The organism is Pseudomonas sp. B21-036 (assembly GCF_024748925.1).
GTDB classification, from domain to species: domain Bacteria; phylum Pseudomonadota; class Gammaproteobacteria; order Pseudomonadales; family Pseudomonadaceae; genus Aquipseudomonas; species Aquipseudomonas palmensis.
This window is the reverse complement of record NZ_CP087178.1, coordinates 2,141,466-2,166,181: the sequence shown is the minus strand read 5'-3', so window position 1 is coordinate 2,166,181 and position 24,716 is coordinate 2,141,466. Positions and strand designations below refer to the sequence as shown.

26 protein-coding genes are annotated in these 24,716 nt (G+C 66.2%); 12 read left to right on the top strand and 14 right to left on the bottom strand.

Features of this window, described 5'->3' with window-relative positions:
- Positions 1-118 precede the first annotated feature (118 nt).
- The 3 genes from LOY33_RS09640 to LOY33_RS09630 all read left to right on the top strand — a co-directional run bounded on the left by LOY33_RS09640 (position 119) and on the right by LOY33_RS09630 (position 3,919).
- Positions 119-1,396, top strand: coding sequence for a bifunctional O-acetylhomoserine aminocarboxypropyltransferase/cysteine synthase (locus LOY33_RS09640; RefSeq protein WP_054916502.1), 1,278 nt, complete (start codon positions 119-121; stop codon positions 1,394-1,396).
- A gap of 123 nt (positions 1,397-1,519) precedes the next feature.
- Positions 1,520-3,466, top strand: a complete 1,947-nt coding sequence (locus tag LOY33_RS09635) for a DNA topoisomerase III (protein ID WP_258662502.1) — start codon at positions 1,520-1,522, stop codon at positions 3,464-3,466.
- A gap of 63 nt (positions 3,467-3,529) precedes the next feature.
- Complete coding sequence (locus tag LOY33_RS09630; RefSeq protein WP_054916504.1) at positions 3,530-3,919, top strand: VOC family protein; 390 nt, start codon at positions 3,530-3,532, stop codon at positions 3,917-3,919.
- A gap of 58 nt (positions 3,920-3,977) precedes the next feature.
- On the opposite strand, the gene LOY33_RS09625 is transcribed toward LOY33_RS09630, so the two are convergent.
- The 4 genes from LOY33_RS09625 to LOY33_RS09610 all read right to left on the bottom strand — a co-directional run bounded on the left by LOY33_RS09625 (position 3,978) and on the right by LOY33_RS09610 (position 8,803).
- On the bottom strand, positions 3,978-4,922 hold the full coding sequence (locus LOY33_RS09625) for a p-hydroxyphenylacetate 3-hydroxylase reductase component (RefSeq protein WP_043861111.1): 945 nt from the start codon (positions 4,920-4,922) through the stop codon (positions 3,978-3,980).
- Between the two features lie 62 nt (positions 4,923-4,984).
- Positions 4,985-6,154, bottom strand: coding sequence for a p-hydroxyphenylacetate 3-hydroxylase oxygenase component (locus LOY33_RS09620; protein ID WP_043861112.1), 1,170 nt, complete (start codon positions 6,152-6,154; stop codon positions 4,985-4,987).
- Between the two features lie 206 nt (positions 6,155-6,360).
- Positions 6,361-7,773 (bottom strand): DOPA decarboxylase, encoded by a 1,413-nt coding sequence (locus LOY33_RS09615; RefSeq protein ID WP_258662499.1) that lies wholly within the window; start codon positions 7,771-7,773, stop codon positions 6,361-6,363.
- Between the two features lie 85 nt (positions 7,774-7,858).
- Complete coding sequence (locus LOY33_RS09610; protein ID WP_043861114.1) at positions 7,859-8,803, bottom strand: LysR family transcriptional regulator; 945 nt, start codon at positions 8,801-8,803, stop codon at positions 7,859-7,861.
- 144 nt (positions 8,804-8,947) lie between these two features.
- On the opposite strand from LOY33_RS09610, the gene LOY33_RS09605 reads away from it, so the two are divergent.
- Complete coding sequence (locus LOY33_RS09605) at positions 8,948-9,811, top strand: LysR family transcriptional regulator (RefSeq protein ID WP_116053531.1); 864 nt, start codon at positions 8,948-8,950, stop codon at positions 9,809-9,811.
- On the opposite strand, the gene LOY33_RS09600 is transcribed toward LOY33_RS09605, so the two are convergent.
- Both LOY33_RS09600 and LOY33_RS09595 read right to left on the bottom strand, forming a co-directional pair.
- On the bottom strand, positions 9,752-10,948 hold the full coding sequence (locus LOY33_RS09600) for an HPP family protein (RefSeq protein ID WP_229590253.1): 1,197 nt from the start codon (positions 10,946-10,948) through the stop codon (positions 9,752-9,754). The two genes, LOY33_RS09605 and LOY33_RS09600, sit on opposite strands and share 60 nt — an antisense overlap.
- A gap of 267 nt (positions 10,949-11,215) precedes the next feature.
- Positions 11,216-11,503, bottom strand: coding sequence for a hypothetical protein (locus tag LOY33_RS09595; RefSeq protein ID WP_043861117.1), 288 nt, complete (start codon positions 11,501-11,503; stop codon positions 11,216-11,218).
- A 268-nt stretch (positions 11,504-11,771) separates the two neighbouring features.
- Between LOY33_RS09595 and LOY33_RS09590 the strand changes: the two genes are divergently transcribed.
- The 4 genes from LOY33_RS09590 (at position 11,772) to ppk2 (ending at position 16,578) form a co-directional block, all read left to right on the top strand.
- The gene (locus LOY33_RS09590; protein ID WP_043861118.1) at positions 11,772-12,695 is read left to right on the top strand and encodes a membrane protein; all 924 of its coding nucleotides are present in this window, start codon (positions 11,772-11,774) and stop codon (positions 12,693-12,695) included.
- 283 nt (positions 12,696-12,978) lie between these two features.
- Complete coding sequence (locus tag LOY33_RS09585) at positions 12,979-13,959, top strand: aliphatic sulfonate ABC transporter substrate-binding protein (protein WP_054916509.1); 981 nt, start codon at positions 12,979-12,981, stop codon at positions 13,957-13,959.
- A 17-nt stretch (positions 13,960-13,976) separates the two neighbouring features.
- On the top strand, positions 13,977-15,338 hold the full coding sequence (locus LOY33_RS09580) for an LLM class flavin-dependent oxidoreductase (protein ID WP_116053525.1): 1,362 nt from the start codon (positions 13,977-13,979) through the stop codon (positions 15,336-15,338).
- A gap of 205 nt (positions 15,339-15,543) precedes the next feature.
- Positions 15,544-16,578, top strand: coding sequence for a polyphosphate kinase 2 (gene ppk2, locus LOY33_RS09575; RefSeq protein WP_043861121.1), 1,035 nt, complete (start codon positions 15,544-15,546; stop codon positions 16,576-16,578).
- Positions 16,579-16,619: 41 nt separating this feature from the next.
- Here ppk2 and LOY33_RS09570 read toward each other — a convergent pair whose 3' ends face one another.
- The 3 genes from LOY33_RS09570 to LOY33_RS09560 form a co-directional block, all read right to left on the bottom strand.
- A complete protein-coding gene (locus tag LOY33_RS09570) occupies positions 16,620-16,805 on the bottom strand; it encodes a DUF1289 domain-containing protein (protein WP_043861122.1) in 186 nt (61 codons plus the stop codon).
- 9 nt (positions 16,806-16,814) lie between these two features.
- Positions 16,815-17,561 carry an SDR family oxidoreductase gene (locus tag LOY33_RS09565; protein WP_043861123.1) on the bottom strand — a complete coding sequence of 249 codons (747 nt, stop codon included), beginning with the start codon at positions 17,559-17,561 and terminating at the stop codon, positions 16,815-16,817.
- 70 nt (positions 17,562-17,631) lie between these two features.
- Positions 17,632-18,768: a sterol desaturase family protein gene (locus LOY33_RS09560; RefSeq protein WP_043861124.1), complete on the bottom strand. Its 1,137-nt coding sequence runs from the start codon at positions 18,766-18,768 to the stop codon at positions 17,632-17,634.
- Positions 18,769-19,036: 268 nt separating this feature from the next.
- Between LOY33_RS09560 and LOY33_RS09555 the strand changes: the two genes are divergently transcribed.
- Both LOY33_RS09555 and LOY33_RS09550 read left to right on the top strand, forming a co-directional pair.
- A complete protein-coding gene (locus LOY33_RS09555) occupies positions 19,037-19,468 on the top strand; it encodes a DUF411 domain-containing protein (RefSeq protein WP_043861125.1) in 432 nt (143 codons plus the stop codon).
- Between the two features lie 10 nt (positions 19,469-19,478).
- Positions 19,479-19,913, top strand: a complete 435-nt coding sequence (locus tag LOY33_RS09550; protein ID WP_058540424.1) for a YqaA family protein — start codon at positions 19,479-19,481, stop codon at positions 19,911-19,913.
- A gap of 6 nt (positions 19,914-19,919) precedes the next feature.
- Here the strand turns inward: LOY33_RS09550 and zapE are convergent, their stop codons facing one another.
- The 3 genes from zapE to LOY33_RS09535 form a co-directional block, all read right to left on the bottom strand.
- On the bottom strand, positions 19,920-21,029 hold the full coding sequence (gene zapE, locus LOY33_RS09545) for a cell division protein ZapE (protein WP_088514881.1): 1,110 nt from the start codon (positions 21,027-21,029) through the stop codon (positions 19,920-19,922).
- Positions 21,030-21,133: 104 nt separating this feature from the next.
- A complete protein-coding gene (locus LOY33_RS09540) occupies positions 21,134-22,282 on the bottom strand; it encodes a PQQ-dependent sugar dehydrogenase (RefSeq protein ID WP_258662496.1) in 1,149 nt (382 codons plus the stop codon).
- 28 nt (positions 22,283-22,310) lie between these two features.
- On the bottom strand, positions 22,311-22,610 hold the full coding sequence (locus LOY33_RS09535) for a hypothetical protein (protein ID WP_043861129.1): 300 nt from the start codon (positions 22,608-22,610) through the stop codon (positions 22,311-22,313).
- A gap of 181 nt (positions 22,611-22,791) precedes the next feature.
- Here LOY33_RS09535 and LOY33_RS09530 point away from each other — a divergent pair, with 181 nt between their 5' ends.
- Positions 22,792-23,280: an LEA type 2 family protein gene (locus tag LOY33_RS09530; RefSeq protein ID WP_043861130.1), complete on the top strand. Its 489-nt coding sequence runs from the start codon at positions 22,792-22,794 to the stop codon at positions 23,278-23,280.
- 14 nt (positions 23,281-23,294) lie between these two features.
- Here the strand turns inward: LOY33_RS09530 and LOY33_RS09525 are convergent, their stop codons facing one another.
- Positions 23,295-23,549: a hypothetical protein gene (locus tag LOY33_RS09525; RefSeq protein ID WP_043861131.1), complete on the bottom strand. Its 255-nt coding sequence runs from the start codon at positions 23,547-23,549 to the stop codon at positions 23,295-23,297.
- A gap of 130 nt (positions 23,550-23,679) precedes the next feature.
- On the opposite strand from LOY33_RS09525, the gene LOY33_RS09520 reads away from it, so the two are divergent.
- Positions 23,680-24,000 carry a YqjD family protein gene (locus LOY33_RS09520; RefSeq protein WP_043861132.1) on the top strand — a complete coding sequence of 107 codons (321 nt, stop codon included), beginning with the start codon at positions 23,680-23,682 and terminating at the stop codon, positions 23,998-24,000.
- Between the two features lie 75 nt (positions 24,001-24,075).
- On the opposite strand, the gene LOY33_RS09515 is transcribed toward LOY33_RS09520, so the two are convergent.
- Complete coding sequence (locus LOY33_RS09515; RefSeq protein WP_088514900.1) at positions 24,076-24,702, bottom strand: response regulator transcription factor; 627 nt, start codon at positions 24,700-24,702, stop codon at positions 24,076-24,078.
- Positions 24,703-24,716: the final 14 nt, after the last annotated feature.

Genomic DNA, 24,716 nt, shown 5'->3' with positions numbered 1-24,716 from the left:
CAGGCAATGACCATCCGACCGGCTGGCGCAGGTCATCGTTCAGCGGGGCAAGGCTTGACCCCGCGTTTGCGCGCCGCGCATGCTTCGGCCTCCACGACTTTCAAGGAACGACTGCATCATGAAGCTGGAAACCTTGGCGATCCATGCGGGCTTCAGCCCCGATCCGACCACCAAAGCGGTTGCGGTGCCGATCTACCAGACCACCTCGTTCGCCTTCGATGACACCCAGCATGGTGCCGACCTGTTCGACCTCAAGGTGGCCGGCAACATCTACAGCCGCATCATGAACCCCACCAACGATGTGCTGGAACAGCGCATGGCCGCGCTGGAAGGCGGCGTGGGCGCACTGGCGGTGGCCTCGGGCATGGCGGCGATCACCTACGCCATCCAGACCGTGGCAGAGGCCGGCGACAACATCGTCTCGGTGGCCAAGCTGTATGGCGGCACCTACAACCTGCTGGCCCATACCCTGCCGCGCTTCGGCATCCAGACCCGCTTCGCCGCCCATGACGACATCGCCGCCCTCGAGGCGCTGATCGACGACAAGACCAAGGCGGTGTTCTGCGAGTCGATCGGCAACCCGGCCGGCAACATCGTCGACCTGCGCGCGCTGGCCGATGCCGCGCACCGCCATGGCGTGCCGCTGATCGTCGACAACACCGTGGCCACGCCGATCCTGTGCCGCCCGTTCGAGCACGGCGCCGACGTGGTGGTGCACTCGCTGACCAAGTACATCGGCGGCCACGGCACCAGCATCGGCGGCATCGTGATCGACTCGGGCAACTTCCCGTGGGCTGACCACAAGCAGCGCTTCGCCCTGCTCAACACCCCCGACCCGTCCTACCACGGCGTGACCTACACCGAGGCCTTCGGCCCGGCGGCGTTCATCGGGCGCTGCCGCGTGGTGCCGCTGCGCAACACCGGCGCGGCGCTGTCGCCGTTCAACGCCTTCCTGATCCTGCAGGGGCTGGAGACCCTGGCCCTGCGCATGGAGCGTCACACCGAGAACGCCCTGAAGGTGGCCCACTACCTGCAGGGTCACGAGCAGGTGGCGTGGGTCAAGTACGCCGGCCTGCCGGACCACCCCGAGCACGCGCTGGCGCTGCGCTACACCGAGGGCAAGCCGGCGTCGATCCTGTCGTTCGGGATCAAGGGCGGCCAGGAGGCCGGTGCACGCTTCATCGACGCACTCAAGCTGGTGGTGCGCCTGGTGAACATCGGCGATGCCAAGTCGCTGGCCTGCCACCCGGCCTCCACCACCCATCGCCAGTTGAACGACGAAGAGCTGGAAAAGGCCGGCGTGCCGCGTGACATGGTGCGCCTGTCGATCGGCATCGAACACAGCGACGACATCCTGGCCGACCTGGCCCAGGCACTGGAAGCGTCGCGCGGCTGAGGCATCGGCGGGCAGGCAAGCGCTACACATTCATCTGTATATCCATACAGATAAACCTTGCCTGCATCGCCAATCCTGCGCATTCTAGGGCCCATCACAGCCCGACCAAGAGCTCACCCGGCCATGCGCCTGTACCTCTGCGAAAAACCCTCCCAGGCCAAGGACATCGCCAAGGTCCTTGGCGCCAGCCGCCGCGGCGACGGTTGCTGGGTCGGCACGGGCGTCACGGTGACCTGGTGCATCGGCCACCTGCTCGAAACCGCCCCGCCCGACGCCTACGATGCCCGTTACAAGCGCTGGTCGCTGGCCGACCTGCCGATCATCCCGGCGCAATGGAAAATGCTGGTAAAACCCAGGACGGCCGCCCAGTTCAAGGCGGTCAAGCGCCTGCTCGGCGAGGCGGCCGAACTGGTGATTGCCACCGACGCCGACCGCGAGGGCGAAATGATCGCCCGCGAGCTGGTGGAGCACTGCCGCTATCGCGGGCCGATCCAGCGCCTGTGGCTGTCGGCGCTGGACGACGCCTCGATCCGCAAGGCCCTGGCCGCCCTCAGGCCCGGCGCCGCCACCTTCAACCTGTACCACTCGGCCCTGGGCCGCTCGCGTGCCGACTGGCTGATCGGCATGAACATGAGCCGGCTGTTCACCCTGCTCGGCCGCCAGTCCGGCTATCAGGGCGTGTTGCCGGTGGGCCGGGTGCAAACCCCGACACTGCGCCTGGTGGTGGACCGCGACCGCAGCATCGCCGATTTCGTGCCGGTGCCGTTCTGGGCCATCGATGTGCAGTTGCGCAGCGCCGGCGAGGTGTTCAATGCCCAGTGGCGTGCGCCCGACGAGCTGTGCGACGACCAGGGCCGCTGCCTGAACCGGGCGTTCGCGCAGCAGGCGGCTGCGGCCATCCAGGCGGCGCCCACGGCGCGCCTTTTGACGCTGACCACCGAGCGCGTGCGCGAGGCAGCGCCGCTGCCCTTCGACCTGGGCACCCTGCAGGAGCTGTGCTCGAAGAAATTCGGCCTGGGCGCCCAGGAAACCCTCGACATCGCCCAGGCGCTGTACGAAACCCACAAGGTCATCACCTACCCGCGCAGCGACTGTGGCTACCTGCCCCTGAGCCAGCACGCCGAGGCGCCGGCGATTCTTGCCGCGCTGGGGCGCGCCGACCCGAGCCTGGCGCCCTTGCAGCCGCACCTGCAGGCGCAACGCCGCTCACGCGCGTGGAACGACGCCAAGGTCAGCGCCCACCACGGCATCATCCCCACCGCCGCCGCGCTCGACCCGGCGCGCCTGCCGCCCAAGCACAAGTCGGTGTACGTGCTGATTCGTGCCCGCTACCTGGCGCAGTTTCTGCCCAACCATGAATACGACCGCACCCAGGCCGACTTCGATTGCGCCGGGCAGGCGCTGCGTGCGGTGGGCAAGCAGATCGTCGAGCCGGGCTGGCGGCGCGCGCTGCCCGAAGCCCTGACCCCGCCCAAGGGCCGCGAGGCGCCGGTGGCGCAAGTGCTGCCGGCATTGCACGAGGGTCAGCTGTGCGAGGTGGCCGGGGTCAACCTCAAGGACCTGTGGACCCAACCGCCCAAGCCCTTCACCGAAGGCGACCTGATCAAGGCGATGAAGAACGTCGCCAAGCTGGTGGACGACCCGCGCCTTAAACAGAAGCTCAAGGACACCACCGGCATCGGCACCGAAGCGACCCGCGCCGGGATCATCCAGGGCCTGCTCGACCGGGGCTACCTGGTCAAGCAGGGCAAGGCGCTGTCGGCCACGCCGGCGGCGTTCAGCCTGATCGACGCGGTGCCAAGGGCGATTGCCGACCCTGGCACCACGGCGATCTGGGAGCAGGCGCTGGACATGGTGCAGAGCGGCGAAATGAGCCTGGAAGCGTTCGTGGCCAAGCAGTCGGCGTGGATGAGCAAGCAGGTGGAGCGCTGCTCGGGCATGAGCCTGCGCATTTCAGGGCCGCCGGTGCCGGCCGGGCGCGGCGGCGCGCCGTGGAAGAAGAAGCGCAAGAGCAGCGCCACGGCCGGCAAGCGACCCCGTGCCACCAAAGCGAAAAAAACCGGGGCTTAGGCCCGTGCCGGCTGCTTCGCCGGCAAGGCCGGCCCCTACAGAAACCACCGACAAGGAATGTGTATGAAACTGGGCTACACCATCGTTTATGTACCCGATGTCGAGGCATCGTTGAGCTTCTTCGAGAATGCCTTCGGCCTGAAGCGTCGTTTTCTGCATGAGTCCGGCGATTACGGCGAGCTGGACACCGGGCCAACCACCCTGGCCTTCGCGTCGCTGGAACTGGGCGAGTCGAATTTCCCGGAAGGTTTCGTTGCCGCCAGCAACAGCCACAAGCCCCTGGGCATGGAGATCGCGCTGGTGACCGAGAAGGTCGCGGCGGCCCACGCCAATGCCCTGGTCAACGGCGCCGAGGAAATCAGGGCGCCGCAGAGCAAGCCCTGGGGCCAGACGGTTTCCTACTTGCGCTGCCCGGCCGGGGTGCTGGTGGAGCTGTGCTCGCCGATGGGTTGAAAGCGCTTGGCCAGCAAGGCTGGCGCCTACAGGGGCCGTCCTTGGCAAAGCCTTTGGCTCACGCGCGAATCACTGCCTTGAGCACCGTCTTGAACGTCTCGATCTGCTCGTCGCTGAACGCGGCAAATACCGTGTCCTGCTGCTCGCGCGCAATCGTCCACAGGGCCTCGGTCTGGTCGATGCCGGCCACGCTCAGGCGCACATGCCCGGCCGCCTCGCTGTCGCACACCAGCCCCTTGCGCTTGAGGTTGGCCACCGCCTCGTCGATCTCTCGCGCCGGCATCGCCACCTCGCGCTGCAGGTCGGCCAGGTTCAACCCCGCATCGTTCTCCAGCACCATCAGCATGCGCGCCTCGCTGGTGCGCAAGCCACTGGACAGCTGGCGCGGCTGGTAACTGGCTTGGTAGGCACGCAGCGCCTGGGTCATCAGGTAGTACAGGTTGTGGCTCAGGCGCCCCTGAAAATGGCTGCTGGGGGCCTGCCCCTCTTCGCGTCGGGTCATGCGGGTGTGCGGCAGCACCATCGAGTACGCACCCTGGTGGTAGAGCAACGGCGAACGCCCGCCATCGTCGAACGCTACCACCTTGCCCAGCATGATCCAGTGGTCACCGCCGTCGAGCAGCTGATGGCGTTCGCACTGGAAGCACGCGGCGCAATCGGCCAGCAGCGGTGCGCCCCCCTCGCCCGCCCGGTGCTCGATGCCGGCAAAGCGGTCCTCCCGTGGCTTGGCGAAGTTGTTCGACAGCTCGATCTGGTCGGCGGCCAGGATATTCACCGCAAAGTGGCTGGCGGCCTCGAACACCGCGAGGCTGCTGGACCGCTTGTCCAGGCTCCAGAGGATCAGCGGCGGGTCCAGCGAGACCGAATTGAAGCTGTTGGCCGTGACCCCGACCTTGTTGCCCGCGGCATCGGCGGCGGTGACCACGGTGACGCCGGTGGCGAAGTTGCCCAGGGCGCGGCGGAACGCGCGGCTGTCGAAGGCCACGGCAGGTTCAGTAGACATGCAAGACTCCCCGGCTGCCGCCAGGGCAGCCGTACGTTGTTGTTATGGGCAGGGCGCGGTGTTCACACCATGCTCGGGTCGGGCTCCAGGCCCATCAGCTCGCGACCGAGGATCTGCGCGCAGACGTCGTAGTCGGTGTAGGCATGGGCGCCGGTCATGTGCGAGTCGCGCCACAGGCGCTGCATCTCGTTGGCCTCGAACCAGGCGGTGCCGCCCGCGGCTTCGAACAGGCGATCCACGGCCTGGATGCACATCTTCACCGCATAGCCCTGGTTGGTGCGCCAGAACGCCAGGGTCTCGCGGCTGGGGTACTGGTGGCGGGCGCTGTGGTCGGCGTGCTCCTGCCAGGTTTTTTCGAGAAAAGCCCGCGCGGCGGCCACCTGGTGGGTGGACTCGGCCAGGCGCATCAATGCGGGGGTGGCTGCGCCAACCGCGGCACCGGTGTAGGCGCGCACGCGGTTGGCGGTCTTCTCGCGGAAGGCCTGGAGCATGCGCTCGGCCACCCCCAGGCTGACCGTGGAAAAGCCACTGGCGAAGTACGGCCGGTACGGCGAATAGAACACCTTGCTGTCCGGGTACAGGCCGAAGCCGGCGGACTTGCCTTCCATCATGTCCTTGGCTTTCTGGATGCGGTACTCGGGCACGAAGGCCTTGTCGATGAGCAGGGTCTTGGTGCCGCTGCCCTTCATGCCCGCAGCGTGCCAGTCGTCGCGGATCACGTAGTCGCTGCGCGGCAGCACGGCGAAGCAGTAGTCCTGGGTGCCTTCGGCGTTGGCGCGGCGACAGCCGACGATGGCCCATTCGGCATGGTCGCTGCCGCTGCTCCAGCCCATCTCGCCGCTGAACAGCAGGCCGCCCTCGACCTCCTCGATACGCCCGAACGGCGCGATGCTGCTGCTGGCAGTGGCGTCGCGGTCGGTGCCCCAGATCTCTTCCTGCAACCGGGCCGGGAACATCGCCAGTTGGTGGCTGTGGGTGCACAGCAGGCTCATGGCCCAGGCGGTACTGGCACAGGCACCGGCCAGCGCGGCGATGCAGTCGGCGAATTCGGGCAGGGAAATTTCCAGGCCGCCATACAGCTTGGGCTGGAAGGCGCGGTGCAGGCCGATGCCCTTGAGCAGCGCGATGTTTTCGGCGGGTACCTGGCGATCCTGCTCGGCACGGGCGGCGTTGGCAGCGATGGTCGGCAACAGTGGCTTGAGGTCTTCAAGCAGCGGGTTTGGCTTTTTCATGGAGGGCCCTGCTTATTATTGGATGTCCGGGCCGGGCTGCGAGGTGGGCAGCTGGCGGCGGATGCAGGGCCAGTATGGGATGGGTGTGACGGGGGGAAAATGCACCTTCCAGAGGCAAGGTTGTACTTTTCATGGGCCCCTTCGCCGGCAAGGCCGGCGCCTGCTATCGGTAGGAGCCGGCCTTGCCGGCGAAGGGGCCGCAGGGATCAGCCCTTGACCACCTGCTGCAACCCCTCCCAGAGCCTTGCCACATGCTCGCGCTCGGTGGGCAACGCGCCCACCGACACCCGCACCATCCACTGCCCGTTCAACGTCGCCGGGGTCACATACGCCGCGCCCGACGCATTGAGCCGGTCGGCCCAGGCGCGGGTGTGGCGGTCCAGTGCCTCGCCTTCCAGCCCGCCAAGCTGGTGACGAATGCACAGGGTCTGCAACTGCACCGGCGCCAGCACCTCCCAGCCCGGCGCCGCACCTACCTGCTGTTCAAGCCAGCGAGCATTGCCCAGGTCGCGGCGCAGGCGTTGCTGCAAGCCTTCCACGCCTTCGCTGCGCAACATGAACCACAGCTTCAACGCACGGAACCTGCGCCCCAGCGGGATGCCCCAGTCGCGCAGGTTCTTCACTTCGCCATCGACCGCCGACTGCAGGTAGCTGGGGTTGGTGCTCATCACACGGATCAGGTGCTGCGGGTCACGCACGAAATACAGCGAGCAGTCGAACGCCACCCCCAGCCATTTGTGCGCATTGACCACGATGGAGTCGGCCTGCTCGATGCCGGTCCACATCCAGCGGCATTCGGGCAGGATCATCGCCGAACCGGCCATGGCCGAGTCCACATGCAGCCACAGGCCATGGGCGCGGGCGATGCGGCCGATCGGTTCGAGCGGGTCGAGGGCGGTGGTGGCCGTGGTGCCGGTGGTGGCGACCACCGCGCATGGTTGCAGCCCTGCGGCAAGGTCCTGCTCGATGGCCGCTGCCAGCGCTTCAGGGCGCATGGCGAAGGCTTTGTCGACTTCGATGTAGCGGATGTTGTCCTTGCCGAAGCCGGCCAGCAGCGCGGCCTTGTCTACCGAGCTGTGGGCCTGGGCGCTGGTGTAGATCATCAGCGGCCGGGCCTGCGCTTGCAGGCCACCCTTGACCAGCGCGTAGTCGCTGGCGCGCTCGCGGGCGCAGATCAGCGCCACCAGCGTGCTGCTGGAGGCGGTGTCCTGGATCACCCCACTCCAGGCACCGGACAGGCCGATCATCTGGCGCAGCCAGTCGACCGTGGTTTCCTCCAGCTCGCTCAGCGCCGGGCTCGACTGCCACGACAGGCCGAGCACGCCCAGGCCGGTGCTGAGAAAGTCGCCCAGCACCGAAGACAGTGTGCCGTTGGAGGGGAAGTAGCCGAAGAAGTCCGGGTGCTGCCAGTGCGACAGGCCGGGCATAACCAGCTGGTCCACGTCGGCGAGGATCTGCTCGAAAGGCTCGCCCTGCTGCGGCGCGGCCTGGGGCAAGGCGTGCTTCAGGTAGCCCGGCTCGACCTGGGCCATGACCGGCAGGCTGGCGACATTGGCACGGTAATCGGCGATGCGGTCGATCAGTTGGTGACCTTGCTGGCGAAATTCTTCTGGGCTCACGCGCTGGCTCCTGTGGGGGTGATTGCAGTGCCAGCGAGTCTAGGCGCTGGCTGGCCGCTGAAACACGCCGCGCCGCGCATAGCTGCTATGGCGAATCCACATAGCTGCCGGTGACGCCAAACTGCGACTGCTGCCACAGCTCGAACACCTGCGCACGAAACCAGCGGTGCTCGGCCGAAGCCTGCAGGCGCTGGTGCCACACCACCCAGTAGCGCTGGGTGTGTTCGACGAACGCCAGCGGGCACCACACCACCGGGTGCAGGCGGCTGAGCTGGCGGGCGATGTGTTCGGGCACGGTGACCAGTGTCTGGCTGGCGCACACCACCTGCACCGCCGCCGAGAAGAACGGCACCTGCAGGGTTATGCGCCGGGCAAGGCCCTGGCCGCGCAGGTGGCGGTCGATGAAGCTGTCCTTGTCGCCGCCGCCACAGATGCGCACGTGCCCCCAGGCCAGGTAGTCGTCCTGGCTCAGCTCGGCGTGCCGGGCCAGCGGGTGTTCGCGGTGCATCAGGCACACCGCGCGATCCTCGCCGAGCATGCGCCCGTGCAGGTTGGCCGGGGCGCTGTCGAACAGCGTGGTGGCCAGGTCGATTTCACCGCTGGCCAGGCGTTCGAACTGGTCCGGCGACCAGCTGCGGTAGTCGATCGACACCCCCGGCGCCTGCTCGGCCAGGCGGCTGACCAGCAATGGCAGCATGTGTTCGGCGATGTAGTCGGAGGCGGCCAGACAGAAGCGCCGCTCGCAGCGCTGCGGGCTGAAGGCCTCGGGTTGGCGCAGGGCGTCGAGCTCGCCCAGTACCTGGCGCAGGGGCAGCACCAGCGCCTGGGCCCGTTCGCTGAGTACATAGCCGCGGCCCTGGCGAACCAGCAGCGGGTCGTCGAAGGCTTCGCGCATGTGCGCCAGCTGGCGGCTGAGCACCGACTGGCTGCTGCCCAGGCGCTCGGCGGCATGGCTGAGGTTCTTGAGCTGCAACAGCGTGTCGAGGGTACGCAGGTGCGCAAGGCTCAACGAGGCGAAGGTGGGGTTCAAGGCGCGCTCCGGCGGTGTGGTCGCCCTAGGCTAAGGGGTTTTGTGCCTGACGCAAAATCCGTTGCGTGGCCTTCGCCGGCAACGCCGGCTCCTACAAGGGCACTGAAAGCTCTAGACTGTGCACTGGTAGAACACGAGGCCCCCATGGATATCGACCTGGCGCGTACCTTCATCGAAATCGTGCGCAGCGGCAGCCTGGTGGCCGCCGCAGAGCACCTGCACGTGACCCAGACCGCGATCAGCGCACGGGTGCAGAAGCTCGAGCAGTTGCTCGGCTGCCAATTGTTCGTGCGCAGCCGCAACGGCGCCAGCCTGACCGCCGACGGCAAGGGCTTCGTGGCCTACGCCAACCAGCTGGTGCACACCTGGGAGGCGGCGCGGCGCGACCTGCCGTTGCCCGCCGGCGGCTACCAGGTGCTGCACATCGGCGGCGAGGTCAGCCTGTGCAACCCGCTGCTGCTGGACTGGGTTCGCGTACTGCATCAGGAGGTGCCCAGCCATGCCATCCGCAGCGAGGTGGGCGACAGCGACACGCTGCTGCGCAAACTGGACATGGGCCTGCTGGATGCCGCGCTGGTGTACCAGCCAGGGTACGGCCCGGGGGTGCAGGTGGAGCAACTGCTGGAAGAGAAGCTGGTGTGCGTGCGCCGTGCCGGCCAGCCCGAGCCGTATATCTACATCGACTGGGGCGAGGCGTTCCGCCGCCAGCATGACGCAGCGCTGCCCGAGCACGCGCGCCCTGCCTTGAGCTTCAACCTCGGCCCGATGGCCTTGCAGTACATCCTCGAACACGGCGGCAGCGGCTACTTTCGCGCCCGCGTTGTGCAGAGCTACCTGGACTGCGGCGTGCTCGAACGGGTGCCGCAGGCGCCGGAGTTCACCTACCCGACCTACCTGGTGTACGCCCGCGAGCGCGACTCGGCAGCGCTGCAACAGGCGTTTGGCCTGTTACGCGGCGTGGTCGCGGGGGACAGTGACTGGTCCCAGCGCTGGGACCCGCTGATCTAGACCGGCCTGCTCGCGCTGCAGCAGTTGCTGGTGCAGCGCGCCGATCAGGTCGGTCTGGGTGACCACCCCCACCAGTTGCCCGGCTTCGAGCACCGGCAGGCAATGCAGGCCCTGGTCGCACAGCAGCGGGATCAGGGCCACCGCCGGTTCGTCGCTGTTCACGCTGCGTACCGGTTTGGTCATGACCTGTTCCAGGCGCACCGGGCGACGCCGGCCGAACAGCGCGCGCCAGCTGAAACGGCGTGCGGCCATTGCCGAATCGAGCAGGTCGCCGACGCTGACGATACCCACCAGCTGGCGCGCCTCGTCGAGCACGGGGAGGATCTTCAGGCGATGCTCGCCCAGCATCTTGAAGGCTTGCTCAAGCGTGGTGTCCGGGCTGGCGGACTGCACGTCGCGCGACATCACCCGGGCAGCCGTCATGCCGCCCAGGCTGCGCTGCAAGGCATGGCGCTCGGTGGCCAGGATGATGCGCTCCAGATCATCACGGGTCACGTCGACGAACTCGCCCAGTTCATTCAATGCGCGGTCCAGGTCGCCGGCACTCACCCCTACCCGCTCGCTCACGGGCGCATCCTGGGTACGGTGCAGGTCGGGCCGCGGGGCGACGATCTTGGGGTAGCGCACCCCGGTCAGGCGGTTGTACACCACTGCCACCAGCAGCAGGCACAGGGCATTGAGCAGCACCGGCTCGACCACCTGGGCGCCCAGGCTCGCCAGCGACGGGTCGGCCATCGCCAGGCTGACCGCCAGTGCCGCGCCCGGCGGGTGCAGGCAGCGCAGCAGGCACATCAGCAGCACCACCAGCACCAGCGCCATGCACACCACCACCAGGCTCGCGCCCAGCCAGTGGTGCAGCACCAGGCCTACCAGCATCGCGCAGCTGTAGCTGCCCAGCAGCGGCCAGGGCTGCGACAGTGCGCCCGAAGACACCCCGAACAGCAGCACCGCCGACGCAGCCAGCGGGGCCATCAGGTGCAGGGTGACGGCGTTGCCGAACAGCACGCTGCACAGCCCGCCGGCCACCAGCAGGCCGAGCACGGCGCCAAGGCCGGCCCGCAGCCACTCTTTGGGCGGGATATGCAACGCGGCGGGGATGAAGCGATCGAGCCAGTTGTTCAGACGGCGGGTGGGCATGCGACGACCTGGTACCTGTTGAAATAAAAGAAGCCCGCCCAAGACGAGGGGGCTTTGTATCGCGAGGGGGCAATACGCAAAGGGCTCCGTCCCTGGAGATGGAAATCCGGGGGTTCGGATGCGCGCAGTCTGAACAAAAGCGGGGATGGGCTCCAACGCAAAAAAATGCAGCTTGAGTGCAATTATTTTGCTGGATGAGCCGGCGGGAGGGTTATGGCAGGAACGCAAGGCTGCGCTCCTGCCGCTGACCGGGCCTGAACGGCCGAATCAGCCAAGCAGTGCCGGGTCGATGCCATCGCAGTCGAAGGCGATGTAGCCACCCACTTCATCGGCCCTGCCATCGGTGATCTCGCCATGATAGGACAGGCCGTTGCTCAGGGTGACGCAGATGTGGGTGGGGTCCTGCGGGGCGTCCAGCTTGCCGTTGAACTCGACCGTGAAGCGGGTTTCGCCATCGACCTTCAACCCGATCAACACATTGGCATTGTCCACGGCCTCGGTCTCCTTGCCTGCGTATTCGGCGCTGACGGTCACGGTGGCGGTGTCTTGATACATGCTAGAGCTCCAACGGCAGGAATGCGTGACGCCCACTGGCGCCAACCGGCGGCTAGGGTAAGCCACCAGGCGGGGTGTGGGGAATCCCCGTCGGGCGCAAGGTTGCAATTTGCATGAGGCAAAACGGGCACTCATGCAGGCTGCATGGCCTTAGGACGGTTCTGTTTTACAACTGATTGATTTTGAAAGGATAAATATTTCGTAGCATTTGGCACAGCAACTGCTCTACAGGAGGGGGAAGACCCATTTCATGACTGGAGCACCAACAATGATTACAAGTGCCGATACCTACGCCGTCCCCGCGGGGGACACCTCCAGCCACTCAGGGGTGTCCTGGGCGGCCATCTTCGCCGGTGCCACCGGTGCCGCCGCACTGTCGCTGATCCTTATCGTGCTGGGCTTCGGCCTGGGGTTCTCGGCTGTCTCGCCGTGGCCGGGTGATGGCGCCACGGCCAAGCAACTGGGTATTTCGAGCATCGTGTGGCTGGCGCTGACGCAGATCATTGCCTCGGGCCTGGGCGGCTACATCGCCGGGCGGCTGCGGGTCAAATGGGCCAACCTGCATGGCGATGAAGTGTATTTCCGCGATACCGCCCACGGTTTCCTGGCCTGGGCCTTTGCCACGCTGGTAACTGCGGTGCTGGTGGTGGGTTCGGTGAGCTCGGTGGTGAGCGGCGGCGTCCAGGCCGGCGCGATGGCGGCCTCTGGCGTGGCTGCGGCTGGGGCCGGCGCGGCTGCCAACAGCAGCAAGGCGAGCAATGACGATTCGGCCTACTTCATCGACATGCTGTTCCGTGACGAACGCCCGGTGGCGGTCACCGATGACGCGGCCCACGGCATTGCCGCGCGCATCTTCGTGCGTGGCCTGGCCGACGGCCAGCTGAACGCCGAAGACCGTGCCTACCTGGCCAACGTGATTGCCCAGCGCACCCAGATCAGCCAGGCAGAAGCCGAACAGCGCATCGACACTGTGTTCGCCGAAGCCCGCCAGGCCATCGAAGAGGCCAAGCAACTGGCCGACGCCGCACGCAAGGCCGCTGCCGCCTCTGCGCTGTGGATGTTCGTGGCGCTGCTGTGCGGCGCGTTCTTCGCCAGCCTGTTCGCCATCTGGGGTGGCCGTCGCCGTGATGCCGCCGTGTTCCTGACGGCCGACCCGGTGCGCGTCGACCCCACCACTGCCCGTACCCTCTGACAGGAGATTCACCATGCGCTCGATACTGCTGTTCTTCCTCGGTGTGCCTATCCCGATCATCATTCTGATCGCCTTGTTCATGCATTGATGCACACACAAAGCCCCCGACCCGTCGGGGGCTTTTTTGTGGGCGACTGGCACGGCCGATAAATTCAAAAAGGATATAAAAATAACTATTTGTTCTAACTAAAAGTAATAAAAAAATTGCACTCCGCGGGCATCAGCCTTTACTTTCAGGCCCTACCAGAAAACACCTGACGAACCCGCCTGCGGAGCCCTCACCATGTCCAGCAAACCTCCTTCGACCCTGCGCCGCCTGCTGCTTGGCGGTGCCTTTGCCGCGCTCGCCAGCCTGGTACTGCCTGGCCCGGCCGCCTACGCCGAGCCAACCAAGAACCTGCGTATCGGCTACCAGAAGTTCAACAGCGTCAACATTCTCAAGGGCTCCGGCGCCCTGGAAAAAGCCCTGGCGCCGCAAGGCATCAAGGTCAGCTGGTACGAGTTCGCCGCCGGCCCGCAGTTGCTCGAGGCCCTGAGCACCGGCGCCATCGACCTGGGGCACGCCGCCGATGCGCCCTCGGTGTTCGCCCAGGCATCGGGCAAGTCGGTGGTGTACCTGGCCGCCGAACAGCCCTACCCGCGCGGCATCGGCATTGTGGTGCGCGAGCAGGACAAGGTCGCCGATATCGCCGCCCTCAAGGGCCAGCGCGTGGCCACCGGTCGCGGCTGGAATGCCCAGTATCTGCTGGCCGTGGCCCTGCAGGACACCGGCCTGAGCTACAAGGACATCGACCCGGCCTACGTCAACAACGCCGCCGATGCCGTGGCCGCCCTGCAATCGGGCAGCGTCAAGGCCGTGACCCTGTGGGACCCCTTCCTCGCCGCAGCGGAAAAACAACCCGGCCTCAAGACCCTGCGCGACGGCACCGGGCTGACCAACAACCGCACCTTCTACCTGTCTTCACCGGCCTTTGCCGACGAGAACCGTGGTGTGCTCAAGACCTTCTTCACCGAGCTGGGCAAGGTCAGCAACTGGGCCAACGCAAAACCCAAGGAAGTGGCGGCCCTGCTGGCTCCGCAACTGGGTATCGGCGCCGACGTGCTGGAAGTGGCCAGCGAGCGTCGCAACTACAACGCGGTGGCCATCACCCCCGAGATCACGGCCGAACAGCAGAAGCTGGCGGACACCTTCCAGGGCCTGGGCCTGATTCCCAAGCCGCTCAAGGTCGCCGACGCCGTGTACCCCGTCTCCGTACTGCCTTGACCGCGAGCGATTCGAGCATGTCCAAGCCCATCCGTTTCAACGCCTTCAGCATGAACGCCGCCACGCACCAGTCGCCGGGGCTGTGGCGCCACCCACGCAACACCAGCAGCGATTTCAATCGCCTGAGCTACTGGACCGGGCTGGCCAGGCTGCTGGAGCGCGGACGTTTCGACGCGCTGTTCATCGCGGATGTGCTGGGCGTGTACGACGTGTACCAGGGCAGCCACGACGCAGCCCTGCGCGGCGGCGTGCAGGTACCGGTGAACGATCCGTTGCTGATCGTGCCGGCCATGGCCGGGGTCACCGAGCACCTGGGCTTCGGCATCACCTTCAGCCTCACCTATGAGCACCCGTACCCGTTCGCCCGGCGCATGTCGACCCTCGATCACCTGAGCGACGGGCGGGTGGGCTGGAACATCGTCACCGGCTACCTGGACAGCGCCGCGCGCAACCTGGGGCTGGCCCGGCAGCTGGCCCACGACGAGCGTTACGAGCTGGCCGAGGAGTACCTGCAGGTGCTCTACAAGCTGTGGGAGAAGAGCTGGGACGACGATGCGGTGGTCCGCGACCGGGCCCGCGGGGTGTTCGTGGAGCCTGCGCGGGTGCACCCGATCGGGCATGCCGGTGCGCACTTCCAGGTGCCTGGCGTGCACCTGAGCGAACCATCGCCCCAGCGCACCCCGGTGCTGTTCCAGGCCGGCGCCTCGGCACGCGGGCAGCGCTTTGCCGCTACCCATGCCGAATGCGTGTTCATCAGCGGCCCGACCCAGACGGTACTGCGCAGCTATGTGGACGGCATTCGCCAGGCCACGCGCGAGGCCGGGCGCCAGGAGAACGAGGTGCTGATATACGCGCAGGCGCTGCTGATCGTGGGTGACACGCGCGAAGCGGCCCAGGCCAGGCTGGACGAGTACCGCCAGTACGTGGATATCGAGGCGGCGCTGGCCTTGCTGTCGGGCTGGACCGGGATCGATTTTTCCAACCTGGAGCCGGATGCGCTGATCGAGTACATCGAGAACGATGCCGGGCGCACGGCGCTGGCCGCCTTTACCAGGTCGGACCCGAACCGGCGCTGGACCGTGCGCGAGGCGGCGGAGTTCGTCAGCCTGGGCGGGCGTGGCCCGGTGCTGCTGGGGTCGCCGGTGGAGATTGCCGACCAGCTGGAGCAATGGCTGGATGCCACCGGCATCGACGGCTTCAACCTCACCTACGCGGTGGTGCCGGATGACCTGCAGGCGGTGGTCGACACGGTGGTGCCGGAACTGCAGCGGCGCGGGCGCTATCGCACCGAGTATGAGGCGGGCACCTTGCGCCACAAGCTGTTCGGGCGTGGGGATCGGTTGCCGGCCGAGCATGCGGGGCGGTTGGTGCAGATCTGAGACCGTGCCGTCTGCAATCGCGGGTCAAGCCCGCTCCCACAGGTTCGACGGTTTCTGTGGGAGCGGGCTTGACCCGCGATTGCAGCACCACCGTTACCGCGTGATATATGGCCACTTGCCTCCACGCTATTGACCAGGATCAACAGATCGCAAAATCACACTCCTACACTAGATAGAGGAAATCAGAACGCAAAACAGGCCCACCATGAGCGAAGAATCCACCGTACACCCCCTGCCCCTGCCATCCGCCTCGTCCAACGACAGCAGTTCGCCGGCCACGCCCAAAGCGGCCGTCACTCGTTCGCGCCGCCCACGCGCCCCGCGCAAGCCTGCTCAGGTGATCCCTGCCGAAATCGAAATCAGTGCCATCAGCCACGAGCCTGCCGCGCTGCAGGTGGCCAGTGCGCCGCGTCGCGGCTCCAACGAAGACAGCGTGTCTGCCGCCCTGCCCGCCAATTACCCCTACCGCAACCGCATGCGCCGCGCCGAGTACGAAAAGGCCAAGCATGAGTTGCAGATAGAGCTGCTGAAGGTACAGAACTGGGTAAAAGCCACCGGCCAGCGCATCGTGGTGCTGTTCGAAGGCCGCGATGCCGCCGGCAAGGGCGGCACCATCAAGCGCTTCATGGAGCACCTGAACCCGCGTGGCGCACGTATCGTGGCCCTGGAAAAACCTTCCGACCAGGAGAAGGGCCAGTGGTACTTCCAGCGCTATATCCAGCACCTGCCCACCGCCGGTGAAATGGTCTTCTTCGACCGCTCCTGGTACAACCGCGCCGGCGTCGAGCGGGTGATGGACTTCTGCACGCCGATGCAGTACCTGGAGTTCATGCGTCAGACCCCGGAGCTTGAACGCATGCTGTGCAACAGCGGCATCCTGCTGTTCAAGTTCTGGTTCTCGGTGAACCGCGAAGAGCAACTGCGCCGGTTCATCTCGCGCCGTGACGACCCGCTCAAGCACTGGAAGCTCTCGCCCATCGACATCAAGTCGCTGGACAAGTGGGACGAGTACACCGCCGCCAAGGAGGCGATGTACTTCCACACCGATACTGCCGATGCACCGTGGACCGTGATCAAGTCGGACGACAAGAAGCGGGCGCGCCTGAACTGCATCCGCCACTTCCTGCACACGCTGGACTACCCCGACAAGGACCCGAAAGTCGCCCACCAGCCCGACCCGTTGCTGGTCGGCCGCGCCTCGCGCGGGCTGGAGGAAGAGGACCTGGTCAACACCCACTGACCACCGCTGGGGGCGCGTCAGGATGGCGCGCTACCTGCGGCCTAGCGCTTGTTTTTCTTCTTCAGGGCCTTCAGGCGCTTGGCCGCCCGCTCCACCGTGGCCATCTTCTCGGGCCGCTTCATGCGCTTCCACTGCTTGATCTCGTCCTTGCTGCGCCCGCAGCTCACGCACAGCTCGCCGCTGAGCTTGCACGCCGAAATGCACGGGTTGTCGATATCCTTGGCCATGCTGCGCGCTCAGCGCCCACCGCCCAGGTCGATGAAGCTGCCGGTGGTGTAGGAGGCCTTGTCCGACAGTAGCCACAGGATCGCTTCGGCCACTTCGGCCGCCTGCCCGCCACGGCCCATGGGGATGCCCGGTTCCAGCTTGCGGACCCGCTCGGCATCGCCGCTGAGGGCATGGAAGTCGGTGAAGATGTAGCCCGGCCGTACGCCATTGACACGCACGCCCTCGCCCGCCACTTCCTTGGCCAGGCCCAGGGTGAAGGTGTCCAGCGCGCCCTTGGAGGCGGCGTAGTCGACATACTCGTTGGGCGAACCCAACCGCGCGGCCACCGATGACACGTTGACGATGGCACCGCCCGGCCCGCCATGGCGGGTCGACATGCGTTGCAGCGCATGCCTGGCGCACAGCATCGGCCCCACCACGTTGGTTTTCATCAGCTTGAGCAGGCGAAACTCGGACATCTCTTCCACCCGGCTCTGGTGGCCGATGGTGCCGGCGTTGTTGACCAGCGCCGTGACCCGGCCCAGTTCCTTGTCGACACGCTGGAACAGCTGGATGATTTCATCCTCGACGCTGACATCGGCGCGCACCGTGATCGCCTCGGCACCCAGCGCGCGCACCTGCTCCAGCACGCGATGGGCCGAGGCGTCATCGGCAAGGTAGTTGATGCAGATGCGGTAGCCGGCCCGCGCAGCGGCCAGCGCAGTGGCCGCGCCAATGCCGCGACCGGCGCCGGTAATGATGATCACGTTGTCCATGGATACTCCTGGCCCCAATGCCGTTCACCCGGCAAGGCTAACGCAGCATGGGGCAGCGGGCAAAGGGCTATCAGGCCTTGGGCTCGGGCTTTTGCAGCGGGTACAGGTGCTGGCGCACGATGCCTTCGGGCAGGTCCTTGCCGAATACGCCGTAGCGGGTCGGCCATTCCTTGCGCGGCAGCTTGAAGGTGCCGAACAGCATGTCGACCAGGGGCAGGTGGATCGCGTAGTTCTTGTAGATGTAGTCCTTGTGCCGGGCATGGTGCCAGTGGTGGTAGCGCGGCATCACCAGCACGTAGTTCAGCCAGCCGCCGTCGATTCGCACGTTGGCATGCGCCAGCACCGCCTGCACGCCCACCAGGATCACGTAGGCATTCATCGCCTGCGGCGAGAAGCCCAGCAGGATCAGCGGTACCAGCACGCCGGTGCGGGTCAGCAGGATTTCGGCGAAATGGATGCGCGAGCCGGCCAGCCAGTCCATCGCGGTGCTGGAATGGTGCACCGCATGGAAGCGCCACATCCACGGCACCACGTGGTACAGGCGGTGCAGCCAGTACTGCCCCAGGTCGGCGACGAACACCGCCAGCACGAACTGCACCACGATCGGCAGGCTCTGCACCTTGGCCTGCAGCGTTTCGGACACCACCCAGCCGGCCAGCCAGGTGGACGAGGCGGTGACGAAGATCAGGATGAACTGCACCAGCATGTGGCTGACGAAGAAGTAGCTCAGGTCGGTACGCCACTGCGGGCGCAGGATGTTCTGCTGCGGGTCCTTGGCGTAGAGCTTTTCCAGCGGGATGAAGATGATCGCCGAAACCAGCAGCGCCAGCACGAACCAGTCAAGGCCAAGGGAATACGGGGTTTGACCGATGGTTTCGGTCTGAATGTTGGTGCCGCCCAGAAACACGGCCAGGCCCGCCGCGCTGATGCCGGTGAAGCCCAGGCGCTTGCGCCGGTTGAGCAGGATGTTGAGGGTGCCCAGGCTGAAAGCCAGCACCAGCCCGGCCAGCAGCAGGGTGCGGGCGAACTGCTCGCTGTAGACTTTGCGGAACTCGCCGAAGGTCAGCCACTGCGGGAACAGAAAGCACAGCACCGCCAGCAGGCTGAGCAAGCCGAGCATGGCCGACAGGTAGCCGCTGATACGCCCTTCACCGAACCGGAACGGCTCGTGCCCGTGACGCTTGAAGTAGGCCTTGAGTGCCTGCATGGGTCATGTTTCCTTGATTGACTGTGGTACTCCATCACCGATGGTCGCCCTGACCAGGCACGACGCCATCGTTTGGGGTTAGAGGAGCGAGTGCTCCCACAGGTCACGCAGGCAGTGTCCTACCTTACAAATCTGTAATGCAGCGCTCAGTCTGGCGACAGCTTCACCCGGCTATGCTCCAGCCATGAGCCCGGTTACCCTGTTGCACTGACCGACCACCGATCATTCGAGACGCGGGTTGCCCTGACGGCGGCCCCGGAGATCCACGATGCTGAAAAAGAATTTCGTTGCCTTCGGCCTGCTGGCCATGAGTGCGCTGGCCCAGGCCGGCCAGACCATCGATGTGTACCGCGACCCCAACTGCGGTTGCTGCAAGGAATGGATCAGCCACCTGCGCGACAACGGCTTTAGCGTGAATGACCATGTGGAGCCGAACATGAGTGCAGTCAAGCAGCGCCTGGGCGTGGCGCCGCGCCTGGCGTCGTGCCACACCGGGGTGATCGACGGCAAGTTCGTCGAGGGCCATGTGCCGGCCGAGCAGATCCAGCTGCTGGCCAAGCGTCCCGACCTGCGCGGCCTGGCCGTGCCGGGCATGCCGATGGGCTCGCCAGGCATGGAGATGGGCGATCACAAGGATGCCTATCAGGTCATCGGCCTGACCCGCGACGGCACCGACGAAGTGGTCGCCAACTACCCGTGAGCACGGCGCCATGCTGAGCGGCTGGGGGCTGTTCCTCAGCGCCTTTGGCGCCGCCACCCTGCTGCCGTTGCAGTCCGAGGCGGTATTGGTCGGGCTGCTGCTGCACGAACCTGATGCCTGGTTGCTGCTGCTGGCGATTGCCACCGCCGGCAATGTACTGGGCTCGGTGGTCAACTGGCTGCTGGGCCGGGGTATCGAGCACTTGCGCGACAAGCGCTGGTTTCCGTTCAGCCAGGCCCAGCTGGACAAGGCCCAGCAGCGCTACCAGCGCTATGGCCAGTGGTCGCTGCTGTTGAGCTGGATGCCGGTGATCGGCGACCCGCTGACGCTGATCGCCGGGATCATGCGCGAGCCATTCTGGCGTTTCATGCTGCTGGTGACCGTGGCCAAGGCCGGGCGTTACCTGGTGCTGGTGCTGCTGACCCTGGGCTGGGTGCACAGCTGAGCGGCTTCAGCAGAATCGTTGCAGTTGCATCTCGCGCAGCCGGCTGAGGGTGCGGCGGAACGGGAACTCCAGGTAGCCTTCGGTATACAGCGCCTCGAGTGCCACCTCGGCCTCCACGTAAAGCGCCACGCGGCGGTCATAGCATTCATCGACCAGCGCGATGAAGCGCCGCACGCTGTCGTCGTGAATCGACAGCTGCGGCAGTTCGCGATCCCCCGCCACTACCCGCTCGGCGCCGTCCTCGGTGCCGCGGGCGATTCTGCCCGGTCGTTGCCGGGCCCCGAGTGCAGGCACCTCGCCCAGCAGAATGACCTTGAAGCGATCACACAGGGCCATGAAGTCCATGGCGGCCAGGGGCTGCTCGCACAGTTCGTTGTAAGTGCACCACACCGCCGAGGTGCTGCGTCGCACCACCTTGACCGTGCGGTAGCCCAGGCTCAGGTCCTCGCGGCTGACCGGTTCACCCGCGCTCGACTGCTCGAACACCCGGGCCAGCGCGCTGGGCTGGCCCGGCTGGCGCACCCAGTAGCGTTGCAGTTCGGCACCGGGATGCAGGCGATGGTCCTGGCCGCCGTCCACCGCCACCACGTGCATGTGCCGCTCGATGGCGGCAATCGCCGGCACGAAGCGTTCGCGATTGAAACCGTCGGCGTAGAGCTGCGCCGGCGGCTGGTTGGAGGTGGCGACGATGACCACGCCGCTGTCGAACAGCACCTGGAACAGGCGACCGAGAATGATGGCGTCACCGATGTCGTTGACGAACAGTTCGTCGAAGCACAGCACGCGGATCTCTTCGGCCAGGCCGTGGGCAAGGGCCTGCAAGGGGTCGGCGGTGCCGTTGAGCTGGAACAGGCGCTGATGCACCCAGCGCATGAAGTGGTGAAAGTGCTGGCGGCGGGCGGGCACCTGCAGGCAGCGGTGGAACTGGTCCATGAGCCAGGTCTTGCCGCGCCCGACCGGGCCCCACAGGTATACCCCACGCGCCACCTCGCCGCGCTCAAGAGCCTCGAAGCAGGCTTGAAGGCAGTCGACGGCATGCTGCTGCGCAGCGTCGGGGACAAAGCCATTGAGCTCGATGGATTGCTGGTACAACGACAGCGGGGTGAGGCTGGACATGCCGGGGGCCTGTGCGGAAAAAGGCCAAGGGTAGCATCAGTGAGGTTTGCGGGGCGTCCTTCGCCTGCAGCAGCCGGCCTTGCCGGCAAAGGCCGCGCCGCCGCTTACTGCGTCAGGCCCACCTTCAGCAGCGCACCGTCACTCTCGTCGGTCAGCACATAGAGAAAGCCGTCCGGCCCCACCCGCACATCGCGAATACGCGCATTCAACTGCCCCAGCAGGCGCTCTTCATGCACCACCTTGTCGCCATCCAGTTGCAGGCGGATCAGCTCCTGGGCGGCCAGCGCGCCGATGAACAGGTTGTGGTCCCAGGCCTTGAAACGCGGGTTGTCGTAGAACGCCATGCCGCTGATGGCCGGGGACTTCTCCCACACGTGCAGCGGGTCCACCGCGCCCTCGACGCGCTTGCCCTTGGCATCGGGTATCGGCAGCAGCGAGTAGTTGATGCCGTGCGTCGCCAGGGGCCAGCCGTAGTTCTTGCCCGGCTTGGGAATGTTGATCTCGTCGCCGCCGCGAGGCCCGTGCTCGTTGGTCCACAGTTCGCCTGTCCACGGGTTCAATGCCGCGCCCTGCTGGTTGCGATGGCCATACGACCAGATCTCGGGGCGCACGTTGCTCTGGCCGACAAAGGGGTTGTCCTTGGGCACCTGGCCGTCGGGCAGGATGCGCACCACCTTGCCCTGCAGCTTGTCCAGGTCCTGGGCGGTGGGCCGCTGGTTGTTCTCGCCCAGGGCGATGAACAGGTAGCCGTCGCGGTCGAACACCAGCCGCGAACCGAAGTGGTTGCCGCTGGACAGCTTGGGCTGCTGGCGGAAGATCACGTTGAAGTCGTCCAGGCGCAGGTTGTCGCTCGACAGGCGGCCGCGCCCCACGGTAGTACCGGCCGTGTCGCCATCACCCCCGCCTTCGGCATACGAGAGGTAGACCATGCGGTCCTGCTCGAACTGCGGCGACAGCGCCACGTCGAGCAACCCGCCCTGCCCCTTGGCCCACACCTGCGGCACGCCGCTCAACGGCGAACCGACCTTGCCGTCGGCACTGATGATGCGCAGGTTGCCCTGGCGCTCGGTCACCAGCATGCCCTGCCCGTCGGGCAGGAACGCCAGCGCCCAGGGGTTCTTCAGCCCCTCGGCCAGGGTACTGACGGTGAGCTGGCCTTCTTCGCTGGGGAAGGTGCGCTCGGGGGCGGCGGTGGCGGTCAGCGGCAACAGCGCCGCAGCGCAGAGGGAGAGTAGCCAGGTACGTGAAGACATGCAGGGTTCCTTGCAGTGGGCCAAGCGATCAGGGCGTACGCGTCGATTCGCGCGGCGGGCGGGAGGGGTCCAGGCGCGGCGGCACCTGTTCACGGCGCAGGTTCTGGCCGTTGCCGATGCCGCCATTGTCGAGGGTGGGTGGGCGCGGCAGCGGCTGGGTGGAAGGCCCGCGCGGCGGTGGCGTGGAACGCACGGTGCCCTGCTGGGAATTGGGGTTGGCGCGGCGCACCGGGTCGTTGTAGGGATTGCCCGCGTCGGCGGCCTGAACAGGCATGCCCAGTATCAGGCTCAGTGCTGCGCCGGTCAGTGCCGGCAACCATCGGTTCATCGCGTTCATCTCCTGCACAACGTCAGTGGCCCCAGGCGTTGGATAGCCTACGGCGCGAGAGGTTCGCGATGAAACCCGTTGCCGGGCCAGAGATGATTCAGATTGTTACGCTGCTTGCGCCACTTTCAACCGCGCCGGGCATTTGCCACACTGCAGAGACATTTGTCCGGAGCCAAGCCCCATGCCCTGTTTCCTGCGTCATACCCTGCGTGTCGGCCTGGGCCTGCTGCTGGCCCTGAGCCTGAGCGCCTGCGCGTTGCTGCAGGGGCGCGACCCGTTGACCATCAGCGTGATCGGCATCGAGCCGCTGCCCGGCCAGGACCTGGAAATGCGCATGGCGGTGAAACTGCGGGTGCAGAACCCCAATGAAACGCCCATCGACTACAACGGCGTGGCGCTCAACCTGGAGGTCAATGGCCAGCCGCTGGCAACCGGGGTCAGCGATCAGCACGGCAGCATCGGGCGCTATGACGAAGCGGTACTGAGCATTCCGGTGAGCATCACCGCGTTCTCGATGCTGCGCCAGGCCGTGGGCCTGAGCCGGGTGAGCAACCTGGATGGCATGCCCTATGTGCTGCGCGGCAAGCTGGCCGGGGGCGCCTTCGGCACGATGCGCTTCACCGACAGCGGGCGGCTGGCGCTGCCCAAGCCCACCGATACGGCGTGGTAGCGCTGGGGGGGCGGCTACTTGGCAGCCGCCATCAGCTTGTTGACTTCGCTGCGCACCATGTTGGCGAACTCCGGCGGCGACATGCCGTCGAGCTCGGCCCGCACCCACTCGGCCCATTTGCCCTTGCGCCGCGGCTTCTCGCTGATCAGCCGCGCGGCTTCGGCCTTGGCCTTGCCCAGGTTCGATTGCCAGAGCTCGAACAGTCGCGACTTCTCGTCCTCGATCTGTGCCCGCTCGGCGAAGCTCATGTTGGCCAGATTGAAACTCATGGTGATTCCTGCCACTTGAAAATGGGGGCTATCTTACACTGTAGCCACCGAGCGCCGCCAAGGCGCTGCAACTTTCGGCGCGCTCAGGCATCCATTGATACAGTGACCATCATTCAACGAGGAAGCGTACATGGCCAGGAAAAGCACCCTTAAAGCCGATGCCGAACAAATCAAGGATCAGGCCTTCAGCGAACTGCAGGCGCTGATCGAAGAGTCTGACAAGCTGCTAAAGGACAGCTCCACCCTGGTGGGCGAAGAAGCCGAGACCCTGCGCGCACAGGTGGGCCTCAAGCTCAAGCAGGCCCTGGATGCGGTGGGCGGCGTGCGTGAAAAGGCCAAGCCGGCGGTGGATGCCACCGAGGATTACATTGGCGGCCACCCGTGGCAGACCGTGGCGATTTCGGCCGGCTTCGGGCTGGTGGTCGGGCTGTTGCTGGGACGTCGCTCCTGACACCCAATCGCGGGTCAAGCCCGCTCCCACAGGCTTGCACTGTATCTGTGGGAGCGGGCTTGCCCCGCGATGCATTCAACGCAGTTTCAAGGGGTCCACCACCCCACACGCAATCGCCATCCCCACCAGATCAGGCAGGTGTTCGGCCTGCATGCGCTTCATCACCCGCGAACGGTACAGGTCCACGGTCTTCACGCTGACCTGCAACTGCTCGGCAATCTCCCGATTGGTATAGCCCTGCACCAGGGGCACGAACACGTCGCGCTCACGCGGGGTGAGGCTGTCGATGCGCCCCTGCACTTCATCGCGCTGGCGACTGCTGACCTGAACCCGTGACGAGCGCCCCAGGGCATCCTGCACGCTGTCGAGCAGCAACTGGTCGTTGTAGGGCTTCTCGATGAAATCGATGGCCCCGGCCTTGAAGGCGCGTACCACGATCGGCACATCGGCATGCCCGCTGACAAAGATCACCGGCACCTGCACGCCCCGGGCGCGCAAGGCTTCCTGCACGCTCAGCCCACCCATGCCGGGCATGCGCACATCCAGCAGCACGCACGCCGGCAACGCCGCATCGCAGGCCTCCAGAAAAGCCTGGCCACTGGTGAACGGCAGCGCCTGCAGGCCCACCGACTCCAGCAGCCAGACGGTGGAGTCGAGCATGCCCTGATCGTCGTCGACCACGTACACCTTCGGTTCCTGCATGGAAATCCCCTTGT